Source organism: Rubritalea sp. (assembly GCF_051252225.1).
GTDB lineage: Bacteria > Verrucomicrobiota > Verrucomicrobiia > Verrucomicrobiales > Akkermansiaceae > Rubritalea.
This window is the reverse complement of record NZ_JBPOGE010000002.1, coordinates 241,984-261,973: the sequence shown is the minus strand read 5'-3', so window position 1 is coordinate 261,973 and position 19,990 is coordinate 241,984. Positions and strand designations below refer to the sequence as shown.

Genomic DNA, 19,990 nt, shown 5'->3' with positions numbered 1-19,990 from the left:
AAATAATCATCCAACGGAACCAAATCCATGGAAGTAAAATCAACATACAAATACGCTCGCGTCTCCGCTAAGAAAGCACGTGACGTGGCCCGCGCAATCCAGGGTCTTCCTGTGTCTTCCGCACTTGACGCACTGACCTTCACACCAAAGAAATCAGCTGCTCTCATTGCTAAGACACTAAAGTCCGCAATTGCGAACGCAGAAAACAACTTCGAACTCGATGCAGACGAACTCATCGTAAAAGAAGCTACAGTCGGTGAAGGTCCTACCTTCAAGCGCTTCAAACCACGTGCCCGCGGTTCCGCAGGTGCTATCCGTAAGCGCACAAGCCATATCTTCATTACTCTTGCCCCTAAGGCAGAAGCATAAACAACCACTTAAAGAACCAATATTATGGGACAGAAAGTAAATCCTATCGCATTCCGCCTCGCAGTCTCTAAGGACTGGCGTTCTAAGTGGTATGCTAAAGGCCAAGACTACTCCGCCAAGCTACACGAAGACCTCAAGATCCGTAAATACATCAAGGGTCGTCTTCACTTCGCTGCTCTTTCACGCGTCACTATTGAACGTGCATGGAACAGTGTTCGCATCACACTTCACACCTCACGCCCTGGTCTTGTGATCGGTCGTAAAGGTGCTGAGATCGAAAAGATGACATCTGACATCACTAAGATCTGTGGTGGCTGCCAAGTGAAAATCGATATCATCGAGATTCGTAAGCCTGAGCTAGACGCTCAACTCGTAGCAGAAAACATCGCCGTTCAGCTTGAGCGTCGTATCGCTTTCCGCCGCGCAATGAAACGCTCACTCCAGACTGCAATGGAATTCGGTGCCGAGGGCATCCGTGTTCGCTGCGCAGGTCGTCTAGGTGGTGCTGACATCGCACGTGCAGAGTGGTACCGTGAAGGTAAAGTACCTCTTCAGACACTCCGTGTACCTATCGACTATGGCTTCGCAGAAGCTGCTACAGTCTACGGTATCATCGGTGTGAAAGTATGGATCAACAAAAAGGAAGAAAAGCTCACAGCAGGTGGTGGTAATAACCGCAATGATCGTGGCAACCGTGGCCGCCGTCCAGGTGGTGACCGTCGCGATCGTCGTTAGAGCTCAACTTTATAAACTTTAAATATAGGAATATAGAATTATGCCTTTAATGCCAAAACGCACGAAGTTCCGCAAGTCACAGCGAGGTAATCGCGGTGGTAATGCACAGCGCGGAACTGACGTAAGCTTCGGTGACTTCGGTCTCCAGTCTCTCGGTCGCTCATGGATGAGCAACCGTCAGATCGAAGCATGCCGTATCTCCATCAACCGCTTCCTTAAGCGTAAGGGTAAAGTATACATCCGTGTCTTCCCTCACAAATCAGTAACAGCTAAACCTGCCGAAACTCGTATGGGTAAAGGTAAAGGCGCTGTTGACCGTTGGGTAGCAGTAATCAAGCCTGGCACCATGATCTTCGAGATCGCTGGTGTACCTGAAGCAGATGCGAAGGAAGCCCTTCGTCTTGCTTCAAACAAGCTCGGTTTCCGCACTCGTTTCGTAGAGCGTAATAAGCTTGCGTAATCCTCAGAATATTAACCAGCAATAGAAACTACTATTATGGCTACAAAAATTAGCGACATCCGCGAACTTTCAGCTGAGGAACTGAGCACTCGTCTCCGCGAACTCAAGCAGGAAGCTCTAACACTCCGTCTTCAGCAGTCCACTGGACAGCTTGAAAACACTGCACGCATCAAGGCAATCCGCCGCGAAGTTGCACGAGTAAATACAGTTCTTACAGAACTTCGTAACAAGTAACACCAAACAAAGGATAAACAAACATGAGCGAATCAAACACTAAGCCAGGTTTACGCAAGTCCCGCGTTGGCGTTGTTGTCTCCACAGGTATGGACAAGACTATCGTAGTAGAATACGTAGCTCGCGTTCCTCACCCACGCTTCAAGAAAATCGTAAAGCGCACGAAGAAATTCTACGCTCACGACGAAGAAAGTAAGGCAGCTGTTGGCGACAAGGTACGTATTACCGAAACTAAGCCTATCTCTAAGCTTAAGTGCTGGGAACTTACAGAAGTTCTCACACACTAATCAAATCAAAGGATTCGGCATCACTCATCGTGGTGCCGATCTCCATCTCTGTAACAATTAAACTGAATAAAAATTTATGATTCAAATGGAATCCTCAGTAGCGATCGCCGATAATACCGGTGCACGCTCTGCTAAAATGATTGGTGTCCTCGGAACTCGTTCCAAGGTTGCTAACGTAGGTGACATCATCACAGCACACGTTCGTGAAGCTATTCCAACAGCTTCCGTTAAAAAAGGCGCTGTTATTAAAGCTGTTGTTGTTCGTACCGCTGCACCTGTTCGTCGTAAAGACGGCTCTGTGCTTCGTTTCGACGGCAATGCTATCGTCATCATTGATAAGGACAACAACCCTAAAGGTACTCGTATCTTCGGCCCTGTTGCTCGTGAACTTCGTGAGAAGCAGTTCATGAAGATCGTATCCCTCGCTCCAGAGGTACTCTAACTCTAAACTGACTTAACTATCATGGCACACGTAAAAAAGGGTGACAACGTAAAGGTTATCGCAGGCGCTCACAAAGGTGCTACTGGCACTGTAAGCTCTGTGAACGAAGCTAAGCAACGTGTAATCGTTGAAGGCGTTCGTAAGATCAAGAAGGCAATCAAACGCTCCGAAGCTACCCCAGATGGTGGTATCGTTGAGATCGACGGCCCGATCGCACTCTCCAATGTTAAGAAAGTAGACTAATCTACTCTCTTCACGAGATTTTCAAAAAGCGGTTCTCAGCAATGAGAGCCGCTTTTTTTGTGTCAGAAAATATAGGAGAAACAAGTAAGGAGTAGGGAGGTGAGTTTGGAAGCTAGCACACCTCCAATTTTAATTTAATGAATCGGGTCGACCCGTTGTAATAAAATCACTTCGGTAGAGGTATGCATAGGAATCGATACTCGACAGAATACACTTTAATATAAAACTTCATGAAAAAACGCCAAGCTCAATATATAACGCTCATTTTTAGTCTGCTCTCTTCATTTTTGTTTGCGGCAACTCCTGAAACAGTCAGTGGAGCTAAACTGGCTAAAGATGGACTTAAGGTTCTCTATGTGACGCATGAGCCTGGGAAGTATAACGATTACACACCGCAGCGTAAAATATTTGAGCAAATCGCCAAAGACAATGGCTGGCAGCTTACTGTGATGTCTGGTTCTTTCGATGAAGTGGAGAATAAGCTCGCGACGAAGACTGACTTTGGCGTGGGGTCAGATGTCATCGTCTACAATGTTTGCATGGCGCATAGCGACCGTCTTGAGGCTCCTCACAACATTATTACCCACACTAAAGAGAAAGGGATTCCTTCTCTACTGATTCATGGGTCACTTCACAGTTTTTGGCCAACCTACAAAGCTGGCAATAAAGAGAAGGCTAGTTGCGTTTGTCCCGCTGGAGCCCATACGAAAGTGAAGGCAAAGAAAGAACTCGTTGCTCAGTGGAAAGAAAGCCATCCAGGAGTAGAGTTTCCAGCATGGCCTAATATGACTGGCATTGCTTCAGTAAAGCATGGACCTCGTAAATCAGTGCAGGCGATTCCACTTAATGAGTCACATCCTATTTTCGATGGAGTAAAAGGGTACACCACGCACGAGCAAGCCGAACTCTATAACAACTACATCACAGCAAAGGAATCTCCTGAAACCACTGTACTGATGCAGGGGAAACAAGGAAAAGATCAAGCTGCCGTACTTTGGGAACACCCACTTGGTAAGTCTAAGTCTGTTTCGTTCACGCTGGGTCATAGTGTTGCTGAGTGGAAGCAAAAGCCTTTCCAGCAGTTACTCGTTAACTCTATCAATTACCTAGGCAAGAAGTAAGTCTCAGATCCTCTTTTTTGGAGCAATTTTATATGAGAATTCCACACGGTTTGAATCGGAGCATTAAGAGCGTAACTATACTTTCATGTATGCTTTTGGTGAGTGAAAGCTTCGCTGGCCATCGACCCAATGTGGTCATTATTTACGGCGATGATGTTGGCTATGGTGATGTCGGAGCCTACGGCTCTGAGATGATCCCAACTCCGAACATTGATAAGCTAGCAAAAGAGGGGTTGTTGTTTACTGACGGGCATTGCGCTGCTGCTACTTGTACACCATCACGTTATTCATTGCTCACTGGAATCCACGGCTTTCGTGATGGAGTCAGCATTCTCCCGCCGAATGCTCCGTTGGCAATAGGCACAGACATTCTCACGCTGCCTAAACTCTTTAAGCAGGCTGGATATAGTACTGGAGTGGTAGGGAAGTGGCACCTAGGTATCGGAGCTGAAGGGCAAGCTGTGGATTGGAACGCTGAAGTGAAGCCTGGGCCGTTAGAGATAGGCTTTGATTTTTCCTTCCTGTTGCCATCTACCAATGATCGAGTTCCTTGCGTGTATCTTGATGGGCATAAGGTGGTGAATTTAGATCCCAAGGATCCTCTCTATGTTGGAAGATCAACTGCGCAGGTGAACCGTCCAGGCAGTACGGCCTATCCCGATGCGAAAAAGAATCAGGAGGCGATGACTTATTATCGTAGCACTCATGGTCACAATAACAGTGTCATCAATGGCATTGGGCGTATTGGATATATGGCGGGTGGTAAATCAGCACTTTGGAATGATGAGACCATGGCTGATGTATTTGTCGATAAAGCTAAGCAGTATATAAAGGACCATAAGGATAAGGCCTTCTTTCTTTATTTTGCTTCGCAAGATAGTCATGTGCCGCGCGCACCACACCCACGCTTTCAGGGGAAAACTAAACTTGGCTACCGCGGAGATGCGATGGTGCAGTTTGATTGGTCGACAGGTGAGATCATGAAGGCTCTGGAGCAACATGGCCTAACAGAGAATACCATTGTTATTTTCTCGAGCGATAATGGACCAGTGTATGACGACGGCTATGCAGACGGTACTCAAGTTAAAAAATCGCAGGGCGAGTCGGATCGTGGGCATGATGGTTCAGGGATTTATCGCGGTGGCAAGTATCAGATCTATGAAGGTGGAACGAGAGTGCCATTTATTGTGCGCTGGCCAGCTAAAATTAAGCCAGGAAAGTCAGATGCCTTAGTCAACCAGATCGACTTCATCGCTTCGTTTTCGAGCTTGCTAGGTGTCGAACTCCCAGAGAATGACGCACCTGATAGCCGGAACACTTTGAGTGCTTTTCTTGGGAAGGATCAAACAGGCCTACCATCTATGATAGAAGAAGCAGGTAAAGCGGGCCGAGCTCTCCGAGTGGGATCATGGAAGTACATCCAAGCTAGAAGGGAATCTAGTAGTAAAAAGGTGTCTGGAGAATTGTATAATCTGGCTGATGATCAAGGAGAGAAAAAGAATGTCATAAGCGAGCATCCTGAACGAGCGACGGAGATGGCAAAGCAGCTCACTGCTTTGATGAAGGCTAAAGGAGTCCGTGTGAGCTCCAAAAATAATTAAAGACTGAAGTGTTGATGAATTTTTTGATGTATAAGTTAATTGTAGTAACTACCTGTCTGGCGAGCGCTTTTGCTGATAGTGGATCGGTGGAAGTCGTCCAGACACGTTATTCCGATGCTAGCCAAACACCATGCCCAGCAGTGATTGCGGCAGCTCCAACAGGAGAGGTTTTTGTGGGTGTGGATATGCAAGGTTCCCTGGGCAAAAAAGTCGGGCGCGGGAAAGTTGTAAGGCTGCTCGATAAGGATACTGATGGCAAAGCAGATGTGGTGACTGAGTTCGCCAAGATTGACAATCCTCGTGGCATTACCGTTCTTGGGAACAGGGTGATTGTTCTTCATACCACAGTGAAAGGTGGCAAGTATGCGAACCAGCAATTGTCAGTGTTTGAGGACAAGGACTGGGACGGCGTCGCCGATGGCCCCCCGCGGCCACTGGTGAAGAATATTGGGAACAGTAAGTTTATTCAGGAACGTGGGTTGGATCATTGTACGAACAATATTCGATTTGCCATTGATGGATGGATCTACATCGCTGTGGGTGATTTTGGAATGGTCGATGCAGAAGGTACAGATGGCCGTAAGCTTACGATGTATGGAGCTGTTGCTCGAGTAAGGCCTGATGGCACAGGCTTGGAAATGTACGTAGAAAATACCCGGAATGTGTATGACATTGAAATTGATGCAGAGATGAATCTTTTCACCCGTGAAAATACCAATGATGGTATCGGCTGGTGGACGCGTTCTTCTCATTTCATTCAGTCAGCCGACTATGGCTACCCAAGTCTCTACACAAACTTTCCAGAAGATATGCTGCCAGCAATGGGGGAATATGGAGCTGGATCAGGCGTTGGCGCGCTTTATCTAGAAGAACCGCAATGGCCTCAATCTTATGAGAACTCCGTGCTGTTAGCTGACTGGGGGCACAATAAGATCTATAAACATGAATTGGAGCCGTTAGGAGCCACCTTTTCTAATAGAGTAAAGGGGTTTCTGAGTGCATCGCAAGTGACAGATCTCGACATAGATGGCTCAGGTAGGCTCAGGTAGGCTCAGGTAGGCTCAGGTAGGCTCAGGTAGGCTCAGGTAGGCTCAGGTAGGCTCAGGTAGGCTCAGGTAGGCTCTATGTGTCTGCGTGGGACGGCGCTGGCTATCAAGGGAACCCAGACAAAGGCTACGTCTCATTGGTGGTACCTAAAGGATGGAAATATAAGGCCTTTCCAGTGCTCAGCGAGCTGAGTGATAGTGCGCTCATTAGTGCATTGAATACTAACAGTCACACAGCGAGAACCTATGCATCATACGAGCTTGTAAGGAGAAATGCTGCTTCCGCTACAGTTTTAGAATGCATCCAGGATCAGAGTAATAGCAAACACTCTCGTATCGCGGCTCTATATGCCTATGTGCAAGTTGAAGGTGTGAAGTCCCTTTCTACACTTCAGGAATTATCGAAAGACGCTGTTATTCGAGAGCATGCGATCCGAGCAATGGCTGATGAACTGACTGTAGCAAAAGCTGCGGACGCTATGTTCATCGCAAAATTCCTAACAGATGATGATCCCCGTGTTCAGGCAGCAGCAGTGATAGCTCTTGGTAGAATTGGAAATAAGCAAGCAGCGTCAGCACTGATTTCAATGGCTGTTTCGCCAGTAAGATCAGAGACAATCGATAAAAGTTCGAAAGCCCCGATTTATAAGTCCAAAGTTTTATCCGATTTCAAGCAAGAGAGGGAAATCGAGGTTAACATAGAAAAATTAACGCAGCTTGTTTTGATCACTGATCAAGTGGATCAGAATAAGTTTGATCACGCAGCATGGCTTAATCCAACGATCATTCTCAAGGACGGAAAGAAGATCGACCTCACAAAAGTAAAGCCGGACTCTATCAGTGTGGATCGAGGCGTTTTCGGGGTGAACCAGGACTGCACAGGGAAGCTGCTTAAGTATAAGGGCAAAGCAGCCAAAGGGCTGGGAGTACATGCTCAAGCAGAGATTGTTTATTCTATCCCGGCTGATGCGAAAATGTTCACGGCGACTGGCATTCTAACAGAGGGAGCAAAGGGACAGGGTAATAAAAAAGGTAAGTTGCTATTTGCTGTGAGTGAACATGCTACGAAGCCTACGGAGGAGGCTGGGTACATAGCTCCAAACGTACTGAATCCCCATTCGACACCAAATAAGGATAGAGTGCTACCGCATCTTGCGCAGAAAGCATTGGTTGCTCTCAATGCTGAAGACGCTCTTGTGGAATCAATTATGCTCGGTGAGGGGGAGGCTTATCAAGGAGCTTTAGCGACCGCCAAATTTATGCATTCTGATAAGATTGTTGATGCTCTCACTCGCAGAGCCAAGCTGGTTCAGGGGCCAGAGAAGTTTGCGATCGTTAAGGTGCTTGCGCGACTGCATCAAAAAGAAAAAAGTTACGATGGCACGACTTGGTGGGGGACGCGCCCGAATCCAGATGGACCGTATTTCACTCCAGTGGATTGGTCTGGAACCTCAGCGATTAATGCATTTTTTAGTAGTGAAATTGCTAACCAGGGAGACAAAAAAGACATCATAGGCGTGTTGAAAAAGAACAAGGCCTATGTCCCTGAGCTTAATCCAAGGCCTCAGAAGAATAATAAGAAGAAAGTGAAAAAGATCGGCAACACAGCGATCGAAGATGTGGTGCTCTTTATGAATAGGTATAAAGGGAAAGCTGCGAATGGAGCCAAACTGATTACTAAAGTCGGCTGTGCGAGCTGCCATAACATCGATAAGGAGGCAGTCGTGAAAGGACCAGATCTAACTAAACTAGGGAAGATGAGCATTACCGACTTAACGGAAGCTATTATGAAGCCTGGAGCAACCATCGCGCCAAGCTGGGTGAACCTCACTGTTAAGGATGGCATGGTGCACACGGGGACTATCGTGAAAGAAGATCAGGCGGAAATCACTCTCCATAACATTGCTGGTATGCCTACCACCCTGAACATGTCTGATGTTGAGAAGCGAGAGCCAGGCCTCAACATGATGAGCCTCCATCTAACCGATGAACTGACTCTTCCAGAGTTTGGGGACTTGCTCTACTATATCAAGTCGCTCGACACACGTAATTGATTCGGTGGGGTCATACATGACAAAAACCGCAGTTTGCTATCAGCCTTTTAATATGCTGGTTTAAGTCATGGGGAACTTACGTTTAGTTGCAAAAATGTTTTTGGTGTCTGTCGTCTTACTCTGCAGTTTGCATTCATCTGTGGCAGACACGACGCCACGCTTTACTGTCTTCACCTATGCAGGAGATCCATCAACGACGCTTACGGTAAACTGGCAGACGTATTCAAAACCTTTAGCTAATCCTATAGTAAAGTATGGCACTTTGCCGATAGCTGAGGCTATGACCGGCTCACATAAATCTGTAGAAGGGGAGATGTCGCAGATTGAGGGTCTCAATGGCCGTTACATCCATCGTGTTCACTTGACCGAACTCACTCCTAATACACGCTACTATATCAGTTTGTGTGATTCAGATGGAAAGCCATTGCCTGAATCTTCAGAGTATACGGTCTGGACTATTCCCACTGATGATTCACCGCTCCGCTTCGTAACGGGGGGTGATATGGGGACCAGTGAGGATGTGCGGACTTTATTACGTCATGCTGCATCAAGAGAACCAAATTTTGCTGTGGTGGGAGGAGATGTCGCTTATGCAAATGGCCAGCTTGGAAATGTGCATTTGTGGGATAAGTGGCTGACCTATTACACCGAGGAAATGGTGACTTCAGAGGGGGACAGTATTCCATTGATTGTCGGAGTTGGAAATCACGAGACCCAAGGGATGTTCGGCAAAACCTTTAAGGATGCGCCCTTCATTTCTGGTTTGTTTGGGCAGGATATGAAAAAAAACCATTTCTCTCGGCGCTTTGGGGAAAACCTAGCTCTCCTAATTCTAGATAGTAATCATACTGCCAGCCATGAATCCCAGGTAGATTGGATACGTAGTGAACTTACCAAATTTGAAGACGTGCCATATACGGTAGCTGTCTACCATGTGCCGCTGTACCCGAGTCACCGTGGCTTTATGGAGGAGCACTCAGCTCTAGGCCGTAAGTACTGGGCTCCAGTATTTGATGAAATGAACCTCACCGTTGCTTTTGAAAATCATGACCACACTCATAAAAGGAGCCATCTCATCAAAGACGGAAAGGTGAGTACTGACGGTACAGGAACACTGTATTTAGGCGATGGCTGCTGGGGGCGTAACGTCCGCGAAATCGATTACGGTGGGCGTTGGTATTTGAAGGAGTGTACCTCTTCACAGCACTTTTGGTGCGTAGATAGCAATACTTCAGGAATCGTGTATCGCGCTGTGGGGATGGAAAATCAGGTGTTTGATGTGTATCCTGAGGACAATCCTGAAGCAGCTGCTGCTGGGGAGATTAGGGAGGGCATTAAAAACGCCTACATGCTGCCCAAAAGTTGTACTAGTTCACCTGGCTATAAGGTAGCAGGTAATCAGTGGATGGGGGGAGCGACCACTATTAAGGTTACCAATAGTTTTAAGCATCCAATGCGCTATAGCCTGAGCCCAGCTGTTCGAGGAAAGCAGGTCAAAGCGAGTGGGTTTTCCGACGCGCGTTTCACCTTGGCTTCAGGAGAAACTAAAGAGCACGCAGTAAGCTACACTGCAAACTCTAAGAAGCCCTTGCCTCTAAATAAGGTTAGGTTGGGTTATTGGATTAATGCTGAGATCATGCTTCCTGAGCCTATCAAGATACGTAGTAACTTTAGTTTGCCGTTACACCGAGAGAACTAGCTCAGAACGTCTGATAGCTGAATGAAAAGCTAAAGATTCTATTCATTGAGAGTGAGTATGACTGCCTTGCGCATTTCTACCTTCATCACGAGCTTATCATGCATCTGTAGTCCTATGATCCCTTCAGGTGAACGCTTAGGGTCCTTGTCAATATAGTCTAAAACTTTGGTCCCATTGAGCCAATATTCAATATGATCGCCTTCAGCTCGGATGGTCATGCGGTTCCAGTCTTCAGGTTTAAAAACCTTTTTCATGAGTTCGCTATCTGCGAATACGCGTAAAGATGGGCGGGCGTACCAGTCACCAAGAGAGCCATTGTGTCGTGAGTCTAGGCCTGCATCGTACTCATAGCCAGATGGTGCATCATAAGTAGAACCTCGCCATTTGAAATCAAATCGCTTCACACGAAAGTAGATGCCCGAGTTGGATTTTGGGCCACCGCTGAGGCGCACGTCAGCTGAAAAAATAAAGTCGCGGAATTTTTTCTTTGTATAGATCCATTCAGGCTCTTTGAGTTTTTTGCCGGCAGTATCACCAGTGATGACGCCATCTTTAATGGTCCAGAGTTCTGAAGGGACTTCCCAGCCCTCAAAGCTGTTCTCTGCGATGAGTTTAACGTCCTTGGAGTCGTCAAGCGTAGGTTCTTTTGCATTGTCACTGGATGCAGCAGAGAGAAAATGAGATGCGGCCAAAGTAAGTGCAATACAGAGAAGGGCTTTCATAAATGTTAGCTCTATCGTGTTAGAATAGAGCTGTCAAACCTACAGCATTTCCTCCAATTGATAGAAACTTAGTCACTAAGCCTGATGTCCTTCAGACTGCTGTAGTTTTCGAGGTGGGAATTCGGCATATGCTGGGTTGGGAGACTGAACCTCGTTGAGTTTTCCCTCAGCATCTTTTTATGGTTTAGTCGCTAAGGCAAAGTCGGTCATTTTTGACGTCTTTCGGCTATATTTTTTGAGACTTGGGTAGCTTACGAGAAATTTATTTTCATCGATGAGATTGATGAAGTAATGGGTGGTTTCTTTCGGTAGCGCTATTTTGAAACTGGTTTCATCTACTTTAGTGAGTGGGGCTTTGAACCATTCTTCGTGCTTGTCTCCACCATTGTGTGTGTAGATGAGCTGGGCTTGCTCTATAGTAGCTCCATTTTCCTTATAGGTGACAGTGACAGTGCCGCCCTTTTCACTCACTTGAGAGATTGATGGTATAAGGTCTTGGTTCGGGAGTTCGCCTTTATAGTCTGGATTGTAACTCGGGTAGCTGGCCTTCATTTCTGTAAGCATACTGGTGAGCTGGTTATCCATATCCTGGGTCTTTTCAGGCATCGATTTGGCAAGGTTTTTGGCTTCCTCGATGTCGACTCTCACGTCTTTTCCATTTTCACTTTTGTAGAGTTGGAAGAGTTCGATTGCAGGTTCGCTGGGGTTATTGACGTGGTCGTAGTTACGAATGAGTTTATAGCCATCATTGATGATGGTGCTTTCGTAATCGTTGTTGTGTGGGAAATGCCACACCATGAACTCACGCACTGAACCATCACTGAGTTTGATGAGACTTTTATCTGTTGGATCGCCCAGAAGGAGAGGTGAGATATCGCAACCATCGAGGTGTTTCTCAGCTGGGAGTTTGGTGCCGGTGAGTGAAACGATAGTCGGATAGAAATCTAAGCCGTTGACCATGGCATCGCTTTGTGCGCCTTTTTGTATGTTTGGTCCAACGATCATGAGAGGAACTCGGGTGCCACCTTCTTTGGCAGAGGTCTTCCCTTTGTCGAGCGGGGTGTTGTCGGTGTAGCCCACGACGCCCCCGTTATCGGAAGTGAAAATGACGTAGGTGTTTTCACTGAGTTTATGGCCCGGCCAGCGTGGGTCATCAGTTTTGTCTAAATACTCAAAAACTTGGCCCATGTAATAGTCGAGGGATTCTACCATGGCACCGTAAAATGGATTGGTTTGTCCAGGTTTCTTGGATTTCGTATTTTTACCAACCCTAGTGGCTGGGTCGACTCCCATACGCTCCGCGTACTTTTTAAGAAGCGCTTCATTGCGAGTGACGATGGGGCTGTGGACGAGCCAAGTGCAGTAGTAGAGGAAGAAAGGGTCTTCTTTATTTTCTTTGATGAAGTCGAGAGCGTCCTCGTTGTTTTGATGGTAGGGGAAACCATTTTCATCGAGGCGGTATGGATCCTTCTCATCACGGGTAGCAAAACCTGTTAGAGGGTTGTCCAAGCCTCTTCCGCTGTGTGCTCCACGGCTGGATTTAGTGAAGTCAAATCCCACATCTTTAGGCTGAGGGAAGGCACTGTGGTCGATGGCTATATGCCATTTCCCTGCGTGCCCAGTAGTGTACCCATTAGAATCTAAGGCGCGTGCTATTGTGAAGGTGTCCTCAGGCATACGGCCGCTAAACCATGGCGTGACCATGCGTGACGAACTACTCGCATACGGTGGTTTACCTCCGAGCACGTGAGTTTTCTGGGCTCTTGCTGGGTGATTACCACTGACGATCGCACAGCGTGATGGTGAGCATGATGGCGCAGGAGAATAGGCCTGCCAGAACATCACACCGCGTTTCGCGAATGCATCGAGATAAGGCGTGTCGTAGGCTAATGGAGCATCGACATCATAGCATTTCAAGTCTTGCCATCCGAGGTCGTCGCTAACGATGAGTACGATGTTAGGTTTAGCTGGGCGTGTCTCCTCGCTCGCATTAGCTGACGAAAGGAGGCTGATCAGACCGAGTAAAGGAGCTGTGCTCGCAAGAATGTGGGTGAAAGTTTTCATGGGCTAATTAGAAATGTTAGTTGAGAGGTCTGAGCTGGAGATTACGCCAGCGGACATTGCAGGATTTTCCATTGTGGACTTGGAGTGCGAAGAAGCCTTCACGGGTGTCGTGCTCCGGATCGGTATCTGTGAAGTCAACGCGTTGAACGCCGTTGAGCCAAGTTTGGATGTGATTACCTTGGCAACGGATGACGATGGTGTTCCATTCGTCCCATTTGAAAAGAGTCTTACCCTGTAAGGTGAATTGTTTGGCAGAGGAGACGTCGTTTTCTAATTTTCCTTTGATTGGGCTGAGCCATCCACGTCTAGCTTCATCGTAGAGGCCTGCGGTCCAGGCTCTGCCTTTGCCGTTGTCAGCTTCGCATTGGTAGCCGAAGACACGGCCGTCGCCGTTTTTCTGTGCGGCGCGGAACATGACTCCTGAGTTGCCGTCGAGTGAGTCGAACTTGAATTCGTAGCTGAACTCGAAGTCAGTGTAGGTCTTTTCCGTGCGGAGAAAGGTGTTGCTCTTTATGTTTTCGCCAGTCCCGACAATACAACCACCTTCGGCTTTGAAGCTACCTGTGCCTCCGACCACTTTCCAGCCTGTAAGATCATGGCCGTTGAAGAGGTCTATGTTATCTGGGCTTTTGTTTTGTTCCGCAAGCAGTGGGAGAGTCACTGCCAGCAGAGTGAGGGTTATCATGACTATTGGGTCCTTTAATGTGGAATATATTTTATCAAGCATAGTGTGCGGTGGAGCTATTAATATTTATGTGTAAGTTGATTATTATCTGTAACCAATAAAGAATCGGCAGCTGAAGTGTTAGGGGGAGGTCGATTGATCAAAGGAATTCAAATTAAAATTTGAAAAGGTGGTTAGGGGTAGTATCGTGGCACGTTAACCTACATACATTATGAATTTAATTATAAAAAAAGGACTCACAGTTGTGTCGTTCTCAGTGCTTTCATTGCTGCTAACCAATTGTAATGATACTCCGAGTGCGGCCGATTCTAGTCAGGTACTCGAAATTAACAAAGGAAAGGCGCTTGTTCTTGAATCTATTGCAGCTCACGGAGGTACCGATAAATGGTATAATAATGGGCTGCTTAATTTTCGTTGGACATATCATATGACTGATCGAGGGCCTAAGGCTATTGTTGATACTAAGCAGACTGTTGACTCTAGAACATTGGATGTAGTTCATGAGGTTCCAGACTCTGATGTGAAGTTTGGTCTTAGTAAGGGAGAGGCATGGATTTCACCATTAGGATCGAATTTTAAGCCGCCAGTGCGTTTCTGGTCTCTTACACCCTATTATTTCCTTGGTATTCCTTTCGTGTTTAATGATGATAACGCTCAGTTTGAGTTATTAGCAGAGACTAAAGAATTTGAGGGGAAAGAGTACTCTCAAGTGAGAGTCACATATGGCAAAGAGGCTGGCGATAGTCCTGATGATTACTATGTTTTATTGATTGATAATGAGACTAAGTTAACTAGAGGCGCATATTATATCGTGACGAATAAGCTTGTTGCTCCGAATGGGCCAACTCCTGAAAAATTTATTACTTTAGATGATTTGACAGACATCAATGGTGTTATGCTCGCGGGGTCTCACAGAACAATGTCTATGGACAACGGTGTTATTGGAGAACAAATGAGACATGCTGATGTGAGTGAAGTGAAATTTCTTCCGAGAGGCTCAGTGGACCTTGGTATTCCTAATCCAGAATTGATTATTAAGTCTGACTCGGAATAAAGGGAGTTTTTCAGCTGTAGATCTACTATTATGGCCATTGTTAATGGCATAATAGTAGTCTTAACGCATCATAGCCTCTAGCCTGCGCCCATAGCTCACGTAGCTGTCATAGCATTGTTGCCAGTCTGGCTCTTGACCATCAGTGACGTGGAAGACTGTGGCTACGTGTGGCTCGATGGCGATGAATCCTGAGTAGTTAAATTCTGCTAGGTCTGTGAGGATTTCCTTCACATATGCTTGGCCTGTTCCTGGAAAAACATACTCGGGTTCTTCGTCTTCAGCTACAGGATTGAGGCAGTCTTTGATATGGATGTGAATGATGTGCTCTTTCACAGCCTTGTAGAATTCTAGAGCGTCTTGCCATGGGAAGCTTCCATCCGAATTCGGCTTACTACGGTCTTTCTGGAAGACAGGGTTGCCCGTATCGTAAATGAGTTTGAGATTAGGAACTTCTTCGACGAGGCGTAGTGTGTGCTCAGCGGAGAAGCCACCCCAGTTCATGCAGTTTTCGTGGGCGACAGTGAGACCGGCGTCGTTGAAGCGATGGGTGATTTCACGGAGACGGTGAAAGCGTTCTTGTTCTAGCTGGTCTTGCCCCCAAGGTTCTTGCGCGTAAGACATGACTCGGACGATGTCCGTGCCGAGTCGTTGCATGCGTGGGATAGCACGTTCTACTTCACCGAGTGTGATGTCGAAGTCTGTATGGATCGACTTCGCCCAGTTTCCAATCAGTGAACCAAATTCAGCAACCTTAATTCCAGCCGTGTCTAGTTCACCGGCAGCAGTATCAAATTCCGGCTCGGAGAGTTCGTGGATGTTTTTGCCGTTGATTCCTCGAGCTGAAATATAGTCCCAGCCGAGTTCCTTTGTCGCTTTGATCTGAGTGCTGAGGTCGCGTGCCGCTTCGTCTGCAAATCCGGTGAGTTTCATAGATTGTTTACTTAGAGTTTGCGGATCATCATGTTTTTAAAGGTGATTTCAGTATCAGAGTGATCCTGAATGTGGATTCCTCCAGTGTGTGTGCCAAAATCTAGAATCTCGCTTTTGAAATATTTGGAATCTTCGAAACGCTTTTTCCAATCTTCGGACCCAATTTCGATAGTGAGTACCTTTTGGCCATTAAGCCAGTGCTCGAGGGTGTTACCTTTGGCTACGATACGACCAGAGTTCCATTCACCAGCTGGGTTGAGCTTGCGTGGTGATTCTTCTTCTTTGAGCTCATAGAGTTCAGCTGTGCGGTGAGAAACGCTGTTGTCGCGGTAGTTTACGTCATCAATGATTTGATATTCGAAGCCTGTTGAGTTGGCCTGACGGTACTTAATGCCGCTGTTGCAATTTTCGTGGATATTGAATTCAAATTTGAGTTCAAAGTCGAAGAATGTCTCCTTAGTTTCAATGCTTCCTCCGCGGCCTTCACCGTCTTTCTTTAGAGTCATGACACCGTCTTTGAGTGACCAACGCGCGCCGATTTCTTTGGTGCGCTTACCTGCTCTATTGGATGTGGGTTGCCATAGTTGGTTGATGTCATCGCCAACAAGAAGGTTGGTCCATTTAGCTGACTTTTCAGAAGTATCAGACTTAGTCTCTCCTGCAATAGTGAGCGCGGAGCTCACTGCGAGAATAGCGAGTGATTCGAGAATATGTTTCATGAGTTTGTTTTTAGGTTAGAGTTCAATGCGTTTTGAGCCATTTTGAGCTGACTCATAGATGGCACGAATAAGGGCGACGGCCCGCCGCGCTTCTTGTCCGTTGGTGAGTGGTTCACGACCATCTTCAATAGCCCTAACAACATCTTCGAAGTTGCGCTGGTGGCCTAAGAAGTCGATGGCGTTCGGGTCATTGGCTCCCATGCCTTTTTGTTCTGAGTTTGTGGAAAGTTCGTTTTTGATACGGGCATCTTCTGGTTTTTCTTCCATGAAATCCCATACACGGAATGCTGTGTCGGCCATGAAGACGGAGCCTTTTTCTCCGCATACGTGGACTTCTGCTGGGTGGCCATCGCTGGACCAGCATGCCGTGGAACCATGGATGACACCGAGGGCGTCATTTTCGAATTCTAGAGTCGCGACAGCGGTGTCCTCGACTTCGATTCCTTCATGGATAAGGCAATTCATGCTCGCGGTCACCGCTTTGACTGGTCCGCAGAGATAGAGGAGCTGGTCGATAGTGTGGATGGACTGGTTCATCAGTGCTCCGCCACCGTCGAGCTCCCAAGTGCCACGCCAGGCTCCGGAGTCGTAGTAGGCTTGGTCGCGGTACCACTTGATAGCAGCTTCGACCATGGTGATGCGGCCGAAACGACCAGTATCGACTGCTTTTTTAAACTCCTGAATTGCTGGGTAGAAGCGACGATTGAAAATGCCAGCACAGGTGACGTTATGCTCGGCGCAAACGCTGAGGATTTCATCGATCCGCTCAGTGGTCACTTCGAGCGGTTTTTCACAGATGATGTGTTTTCCCGCTTTGGCAGCCGCGATTACGGGTTCGAGATGAGCCCCTGAGACCGTGGCTATGGTGACAATGTCAATTTCTGGATCAGCAAGTAAGGCGTCTACTGATTCGTATGCCTTACAGTGGAAGTCTGTTGCTAGAGATTGGGTTTTTTCTAGTGAACGGCCTGCGATTCCTTTGAGCGTTCCGTTGGACATTGCTTGGATCGCTTCCGCGTGGAAACGAGCAATCATACCTGAGCCGATAATTCCGAAGTTCATATACGTGTGAGGTGGCTATGCGTTTGCTGATTTATTTTTGATAGCGAAGCTGATGATGCCAATGGCGGCTAAAATGCCGAGTGAGGTGAGGCCCACTTGTCCCCAGGTGATTGGGAGGTCAAAGAAAGCATCTTTTTTGTTCATCAGTGCCCAGACTGAGGCGAAACCTGCGAGGAAAAGTCCGGTGAGCATTAGGATGTTTACGACAATCAACTTACCGCCAGTGAGCTTTTCTTGGCCTAGGGTGCGCCTGGAGTTCATCAGTAAGACGAAGATGAGGTAGGCAATAGGTAGGAGAGTTGTAGCAATGACGGAAGCGGGGACGGCCATGGCAGTCTTGTTTGTGCCCTCCCAGAGGAGGGGGGCGAGTGCTGCTGTGATCGCTGGAATCGCCGCGCCAATGAGGAATGGCTTCTTTGCTTCAGGTTTTCCTGCTGCTTGGGAGATAGCGAATCCATTCATCAGCATGTGGACGATCATTGTGGAAAGTGCCATAGCGAGAATGCCGATGCCGAAGATGAGCTGTGATGGTTTCTCTCCCACAAGTGGGGCGAGGGACGAAGCCAGCTGCTTGGCATCACGCTTAGTGATATACGCTGCCATTTTACGATCAGCTATAGGTAGAGCGTCGGCTTTTTCTCTCAGGGTCTCTTTTGTGAAGTCGATACCAGCGAATTCGAGGCGGCCTTCGAGGTTTTTATAGTAGCCAGTTTCTAGAGCGATAGGTTGGCCTTGCTCGTTGAGGATGTCGGCATCCTTACAGTGGAACTGTGCAGAGGCGGTGATCACGAGTAGAGAAGCTGCGATCACGAAAGGAATGGCAAGTCCAAGAACTAGGTCATAGCGGGAAAGTTCACGGTCTGCTTTTCCCCAGCCCTTTTTCTTCAGAGTGTAAGGTAACAGGAATGTCATATTGATTCCAACGACAGCACCAAAGGCTGCAATGATGATGGAACGCTGAGAGTCGGTGATCGTATCAGCCCAGTAGGCTGATGCATCTCCAGTAGCCGCAATAGCTCCTTCGAATGAGGCTGCAGGGTTGAATAAAGCGCTGAAGTTAGGAATGAAACCAGTGAAGAGGGTGCCAAAGTCGACATTACCATTTACCATGTTGACCGTAGCCGAACCGAAGAAACAGAGGATCACGATGCCGACCATGATTTTGAGAATTTTCTCAAATGTAGCGACACCTTTCGAGCCTGAGCTATAGAAACAAACGACAGCATAGGCTACTACAGCGAGTAGGGTGGTGATGATGTATGGGTTTACCCCTGCAAGTCCGAAATTCTGTTGAACAACACCGAGGCCTAGAGATGCTTGGGCTGGGCAGAAAACACAGTCGGCAATGACGGTAGCTAATAACCATGCCCAAGCGATAACTGGGGAGATATGCTTACAGGTGGAGACGAAAGGTGTCTCCTCAGTGCTTAGTGTCACATAGGCAAGAGAGGCGAGCATGATGACACCAAAGACCATAGCCATGGGCTGCAGCCAGAGCAGGCCATTGCCGCCGATGACTCCAAGATAGAGAGCTCCAACGAGTGAGCCGCCACCTAGTGTGACAGCAGCTTGGAGCCAGCCTGGGCCGGACTGCTTTGCGTATTTGAGTAATTTGCTCATGGTTGTTTGGTAACTAACTAGTTAGAAAAAATTGGGGGGTGGGTTTATGTTTTGTGGTGTGGTTAAATAGACATCGAGTTGAAACCGCCATCGACGACGAGTTCGTGGCCAGTGATGAAACGGCCTGCATTTTCTGAAGCGAGAAGAACGGTGGCGCCAATGAGTTCGTCTGGGGCGCCAAAGCGATTCGCTGGAGTTTTCCCTAGAATTTGTGAGACGCGAGATTCGTTTAGTACTTTGCGATTTTGTTCAGCGGGGAAGAAGCCTGGGACGAGGGTGTTCACGCGGATACCTTGTTCAGCCCACTCACGGGCGAGGTTTTTGGAGAGGTTATGCACCGCTGCTTTGCTCGCGGAATAGGTGAAGACACGAGATAGAGGTGTGAGGCCAGAGATAGAACCTAGGTTGATGATAGAGCCCGCTTTTTTCTCCTTAAGGAAATAGTCACCAAAGGATTGGCAGGCGCGGACAGTGCCAGTGAAGTTGATATCCATGATGCGAGCGATTTCCACTTCTGTAATTTCAAGAAAGGGAGTGGGAGAGTTGACGCCTGCGCCGTTGATGAGAATATCTATGCCACCAGATTTAGCGATGACATCGGCAATGATCGTATCGATGGATTCGCGGGTGGAGACATCCCCTTTAAGGAAGTATCCTGAGCCATCAGTGTCGGCGATGATCGCAAGTTTTTCGTTGGCTTTTTCTTCATTGCGACCGACGAGTATGACCTCAGCTCCAGCCTTGGCTAGGCCGATAGCCATGTGGCCACAGAGTTCACCTGTGCCGCCGATGACAACGGCAACTTTCCCTTTGAGATCGAAGAGTGTATCGAGATAAGACATA

General features: G+C 47.5%; 21 protein-coding genes. 13 read left to right on the top strand and 8 right to left on the bottom strand.

Annotation, left to right across the window (positions count from 1 at the left end):
- Positions 1–27 precede the first annotated feature (27 nt).
- The 12 genes from rplV (at position 28) to ACSHX2_RS03550 (ending at position 10,291) form a co-directional block, all read left to right on the top strand.
- On the top strand, positions 28–369 hold the full coding sequence (gene rplV, locus ACSHX2_RS03605; protein WP_435690658.1) for a 50S ribosomal protein L22: 342 nt from the start codon (positions 28–30) through the stop codon (positions 367–369).
- A gap of 24 nt (positions 370–393) precedes the next feature.
- Positions 394–1,104 carry a 30S ribosomal protein S3 gene (gene rpsC, locus ACSHX2_RS03600; protein ID WP_435690656.1) on the top strand — a complete coding sequence of 237 codons (711 nt, stop codon included), beginning with the start codon at positions 394–396 and terminating at the stop codon, positions 1,102–1,104.
- Positions 1,105–1,144: 40 nt separating this feature from the next.
- Complete coding sequence (gene rplP / locus ACSHX2_RS03595) at positions 1,145–1,564, top strand: 50S ribosomal protein L16 (protein ID WP_435690654.1); 420 nt, start codon at positions 1,145–1,147, stop codon at positions 1,562–1,564.
- Between the two features lie 36 nt (positions 1,565–1,600).
- Entirely contained in the window at positions 1,601–1,798 is a 198-nt protein-coding gene (rpmC, locus tag ACSHX2_RS03590; RefSeq protein ID WP_435690652.1) for a 50S ribosomal protein L29, read from the top strand.
- A gap of 23 nt (positions 1,799–1,821) precedes the next feature.
- Entirely contained in the window at positions 1,822–2,085 is a 264-nt protein-coding gene (gene rpsQ / locus ACSHX2_RS03585; RefSeq protein WP_435690650.1) for a 30S ribosomal protein S17, read from the top strand.
- Positions 2,086–2,161: 76 nt separating this feature from the next.
- Entirely contained in the window at positions 2,162–2,527 is a 366-nt protein-coding gene (rplN, locus tag ACSHX2_RS03580) for a 50S ribosomal protein L14 (RefSeq protein WP_435690648.1), read from the top strand.
- 21 nt (positions 2,528–2,548) lie between these two features.
- Complete coding sequence (rplX, locus tag ACSHX2_RS03575) at positions 2,549–2,770, top strand: 50S ribosomal protein L24 (protein ID WP_435690646.1); 222 nt, start codon at positions 2,549–2,551, stop codon at positions 2,768–2,770.
- 230 nt (positions 2,771–3,000) lie between these two features.
- Entirely contained in the window at positions 3,001–3,891 is an 891-nt protein-coding gene (locus ACSHX2_RS03570) for a ThuA domain-containing protein (RefSeq protein WP_435690644.1), read from the top strand.
- An 89-nt stretch (positions 3,892–3,980) separates the two neighbouring features.
- Positions 3,981–5,492 carry a sulfatase family protein gene (locus ACSHX2_RS03565; protein WP_435690842.1) on the top strand — a complete coding sequence of 504 codons (1,512 nt, stop codon included), beginning with the start codon at positions 3,981–3,983 and terminating at the stop codon, positions 5,490–5,492.
- 26 nt (positions 5,493–5,518) lie between these two features.
- Complete coding sequence (locus tag ACSHX2_RS03560) at positions 5,519–6,541, top strand: DUF7133 domain-containing protein (RefSeq protein ID WP_435690642.1); 1,023 nt, start codon at positions 5,519–5,521, stop codon at positions 6,539–6,541.
- A gap of 77 nt (positions 6,542–6,618) precedes the next feature.
- Positions 6,619–8,592, top strand: a complete 1,974-nt coding sequence (locus tag ACSHX2_RS03555) for an NPCBM/NEW2 domain-containing protein (protein ID WP_435690640.1) — start codon at positions 6,619–6,621, stop codon at positions 8,590–8,592.
- A 67-nt stretch (positions 8,593–8,659) separates the two neighbouring features.
- Positions 8,660–10,291 (top strand): fibronectin type III domain-containing protein, encoded by a 1,632-nt coding sequence (locus tag ACSHX2_RS03550; protein ID WP_435690638.1) that lies wholly within the window; start codon positions 8,660–8,662, stop codon positions 10,289–10,291.
- A 38-nt stretch (positions 10,292–10,329) separates the two neighbouring features.
- On the opposite strand, the gene ACSHX2_RS03545 is transcribed toward ACSHX2_RS03550, so the two are convergent.
- The 3 genes from ACSHX2_RS03545 to ACSHX2_RS03535 all read right to left on the bottom strand — a co-directional run bounded on the left by ACSHX2_RS03545 (position 10,330) and on the right by ACSHX2_RS03535 (position 13,804).
- The gene (locus ACSHX2_RS03545) at positions 10,330–11,013 is read right to left on the bottom strand and encodes a 3-keto-disaccharide hydrolase (RefSeq protein ID WP_435690636.1); all 684 of its coding nucleotides are present in this window, start codon (positions 11,011–11,013) and stop codon (positions 10,330–10,332) included.
- A gap of 177 nt (positions 11,014–11,190) precedes the next feature.
- Positions 11,191–13,077 carry a sulfatase gene (locus ACSHX2_RS03540; protein WP_435690634.1) on the bottom strand — a complete coding sequence of 629 codons (1,887 nt, stop codon included), beginning with the start codon at positions 13,075–13,077 and terminating at the stop codon, positions 11,191–11,193.
- A gap of 16 nt (positions 13,078–13,093) precedes the next feature.
- Positions 13,094–13,804: a 3-keto-disaccharide hydrolase gene (locus ACSHX2_RS03535; RefSeq protein ID WP_435690632.1), complete on the bottom strand. Its 711-nt coding sequence runs from the start codon at positions 13,802–13,804 to the stop codon at positions 13,094–13,096.
- 169 nt (positions 13,805–13,973) lie between these two features.
- Here ACSHX2_RS03535 and ACSHX2_RS03530 point away from each other — a divergent pair, with 169 nt between their 5' ends.
- On the top strand, positions 13,974–14,816 hold the full coding sequence (locus ACSHX2_RS03530; protein ID WP_435690630.1) for a hypothetical protein: 843 nt from the start codon (positions 13,974–13,976) through the stop codon (positions 14,814–14,816).
- 60 nt (positions 14,817–14,876) lie between these two features.
- Here ACSHX2_RS03530 and ACSHX2_RS03525 read toward each other — a convergent pair whose 3' ends face one another.
- From ACSHX2_RS03525 to ACSHX2_RS03505, 5 genes are all read right to left on the bottom strand, one after another.
- On the bottom strand, positions 14,877–15,746 hold the full coding sequence (locus ACSHX2_RS03525; RefSeq protein WP_435690628.1) for a sugar phosphate isomerase/epimerase family protein: 870 nt from the start codon (positions 15,744–15,746) through the stop codon (positions 14,877–14,879).
- Positions 15,747–15,757: 11 nt separating this feature from the next.
- Positions 15,758–16,465: a 3-keto-disaccharide hydrolase gene (locus ACSHX2_RS03520; protein ID WP_435690626.1), complete on the bottom strand. Its 708-nt coding sequence runs from the start codon at positions 16,463–16,465 to the stop codon at positions 15,758–15,760.
- 15 nt (positions 16,466–16,480) lie between these two features.
- Positions 16,481–17,527 (bottom strand): Gfo/Idh/MocA family protein, encoded by a 1,047-nt coding sequence (locus ACSHX2_RS03515; protein WP_435690624.1) that lies wholly within the window; start codon positions 17,525–17,527, stop codon positions 16,481–16,483.
- 15 nt (positions 17,528–17,542) lie between these two features.
- Complete coding sequence (locus tag ACSHX2_RS03510) at positions 17,543–19,147, bottom strand: divalent metal cation transporter (protein ID WP_435690622.1); 1,605 nt, start codon at positions 19,145–19,147, stop codon at positions 17,543–17,545.
- A gap of 62 nt (positions 19,148–19,209) precedes the next feature.
- The gene (locus ACSHX2_RS03505) at positions 19,210–19,989 is read right to left on the bottom strand and encodes an SDR family oxidoreductase (RefSeq protein WP_435690620.1); all 780 of its coding nucleotides are present in this window, start codon (positions 19,987–19,989) and stop codon (positions 19,210–19,212) included.
- Position 19,990: the final 1 nt, after the last annotated feature.

Coding starts and splice junctions, on each gene's coding strand:
- rplV (WP_435690658.1), top strand. CDS start 28: ATGGAAGTAAAATCAACATACAAATACGCTCGCGTCTCCGCTAAGAAA.
- rpsC (WP_435690656.1), top strand. CDS start 394: ATGGGACAGAAAGTAAATCCTATCGCATTCCGCCTCGCAGTCTCTAAG.
- rplP (WP_435690654.1), top strand. CDS start 1,145: ATGCCTTTAATGCCAAAACGCACGAAGTTCCGCAAGTCACAGCGAGGT.
- rpmC (WP_435690652.1), top strand. CDS start 1,601: ATGGCTACAAAAATTAGCGACATCCGCGAACTTTCAGCTGAGGAACTG.
- rpsQ (WP_435690650.1), top strand. CDS start 1,822: ATGAGCGAATCAAACACTAAGCCAGGTTTACGCAAGTCCCGCGTTGGC.
- rplN (WP_435690648.1), top strand. CDS start 2,162: ATGATTCAAATGGAATCCTCAGTAGCGATCGCCGATAATACCGGTGCA.
- rplX (WP_435690646.1), top strand. CDS start 2,549: ATGGCACACGTAAAAAAGGGTGACAACGTAAAGGTTATCGCAGGCGCT.
- ACSHX2_RS03570 (WP_435690644.1), top strand. CDS start 3,001: ATGAAAAAACGCCAAGCTCAATATATAACGCTCATTTTTAGTCTGCTC.
- ACSHX2_RS03565 (WP_435690842.1), top strand. CDS start 3,981: ATGCTTTTGGTGAGTGAAAGCTTCGCTGGCCATCGACCCAATGTGGTC.
- ACSHX2_RS03560 (WP_435690642.1), top strand. CDS start 5,519: ATGTATAAGTTAATTGTAGTAACTACCTGTCTGGCGAGCGCTTTTGCT.
- ACSHX2_RS03550 (WP_435690638.1), top strand. CDS start 8,660: ATGGGGAACTTACGTTTAGTTGCAAAAATGTTTTTGGTGTCTGTCGTC.
- ACSHX2_RS03545 (WP_435690636.1), bottom strand. CDS start 11,013: ATGAAAGCCCTTCTCTGTATTGCACTTACTTTGGCCGCATCTCATTTT.
- ACSHX2_RS03540 (WP_435690634.1), bottom strand. CDS start 13,077: ATGAAAACTTTCACCCACATTCTTGCGAGCACAGCTCCTTTACTCGGT.
- ACSHX2_RS03535 (WP_435690632.1), bottom strand. CDS start 13,804: ATGCTTGATAAAATATATTCCACATTAAAGGACCCAATAGTCATGATA.
- ACSHX2_RS03530 (WP_435690630.1), top strand. CDS start 13,974: ATGAATTTAATTATAAAAAAAGGACTCACAGTTGTGTCGTTCTCAGTG.
- ACSHX2_RS03525 (WP_435690628.1), bottom strand. CDS start 15,746: ATGAAACTCACCGGATTTGCAGACGAAGCGGCACGCGACCTCAGCACT.
- ACSHX2_RS03520 (WP_435690626.1), bottom strand. CDS start 16,465: ATGAAACATATTCTCGAATCACTCGCTATTCTCGCAGTGAGCTCCGCG.
- ACSHX2_RS03515 (WP_435690624.1), bottom strand. CDS start 17,527: ATGAACTTCGGAATTATCGGCTCAGGTATGATTGCTCGTTTCCACGCG.
- ACSHX2_RS03510 (WP_435690622.1), bottom strand. CDS start 19,147: ATGAGCAAATTACTCAAATACGCAAAGCAGTCCGGCCCAGGCTGGCTC.
- ACSHX2_RS03505 (WP_435690620.1), bottom strand. CDS start 19,989: ATGTCTTATCTCGATACACTCTTCGATCTCAAAGGGAAAGTTGCCGTT.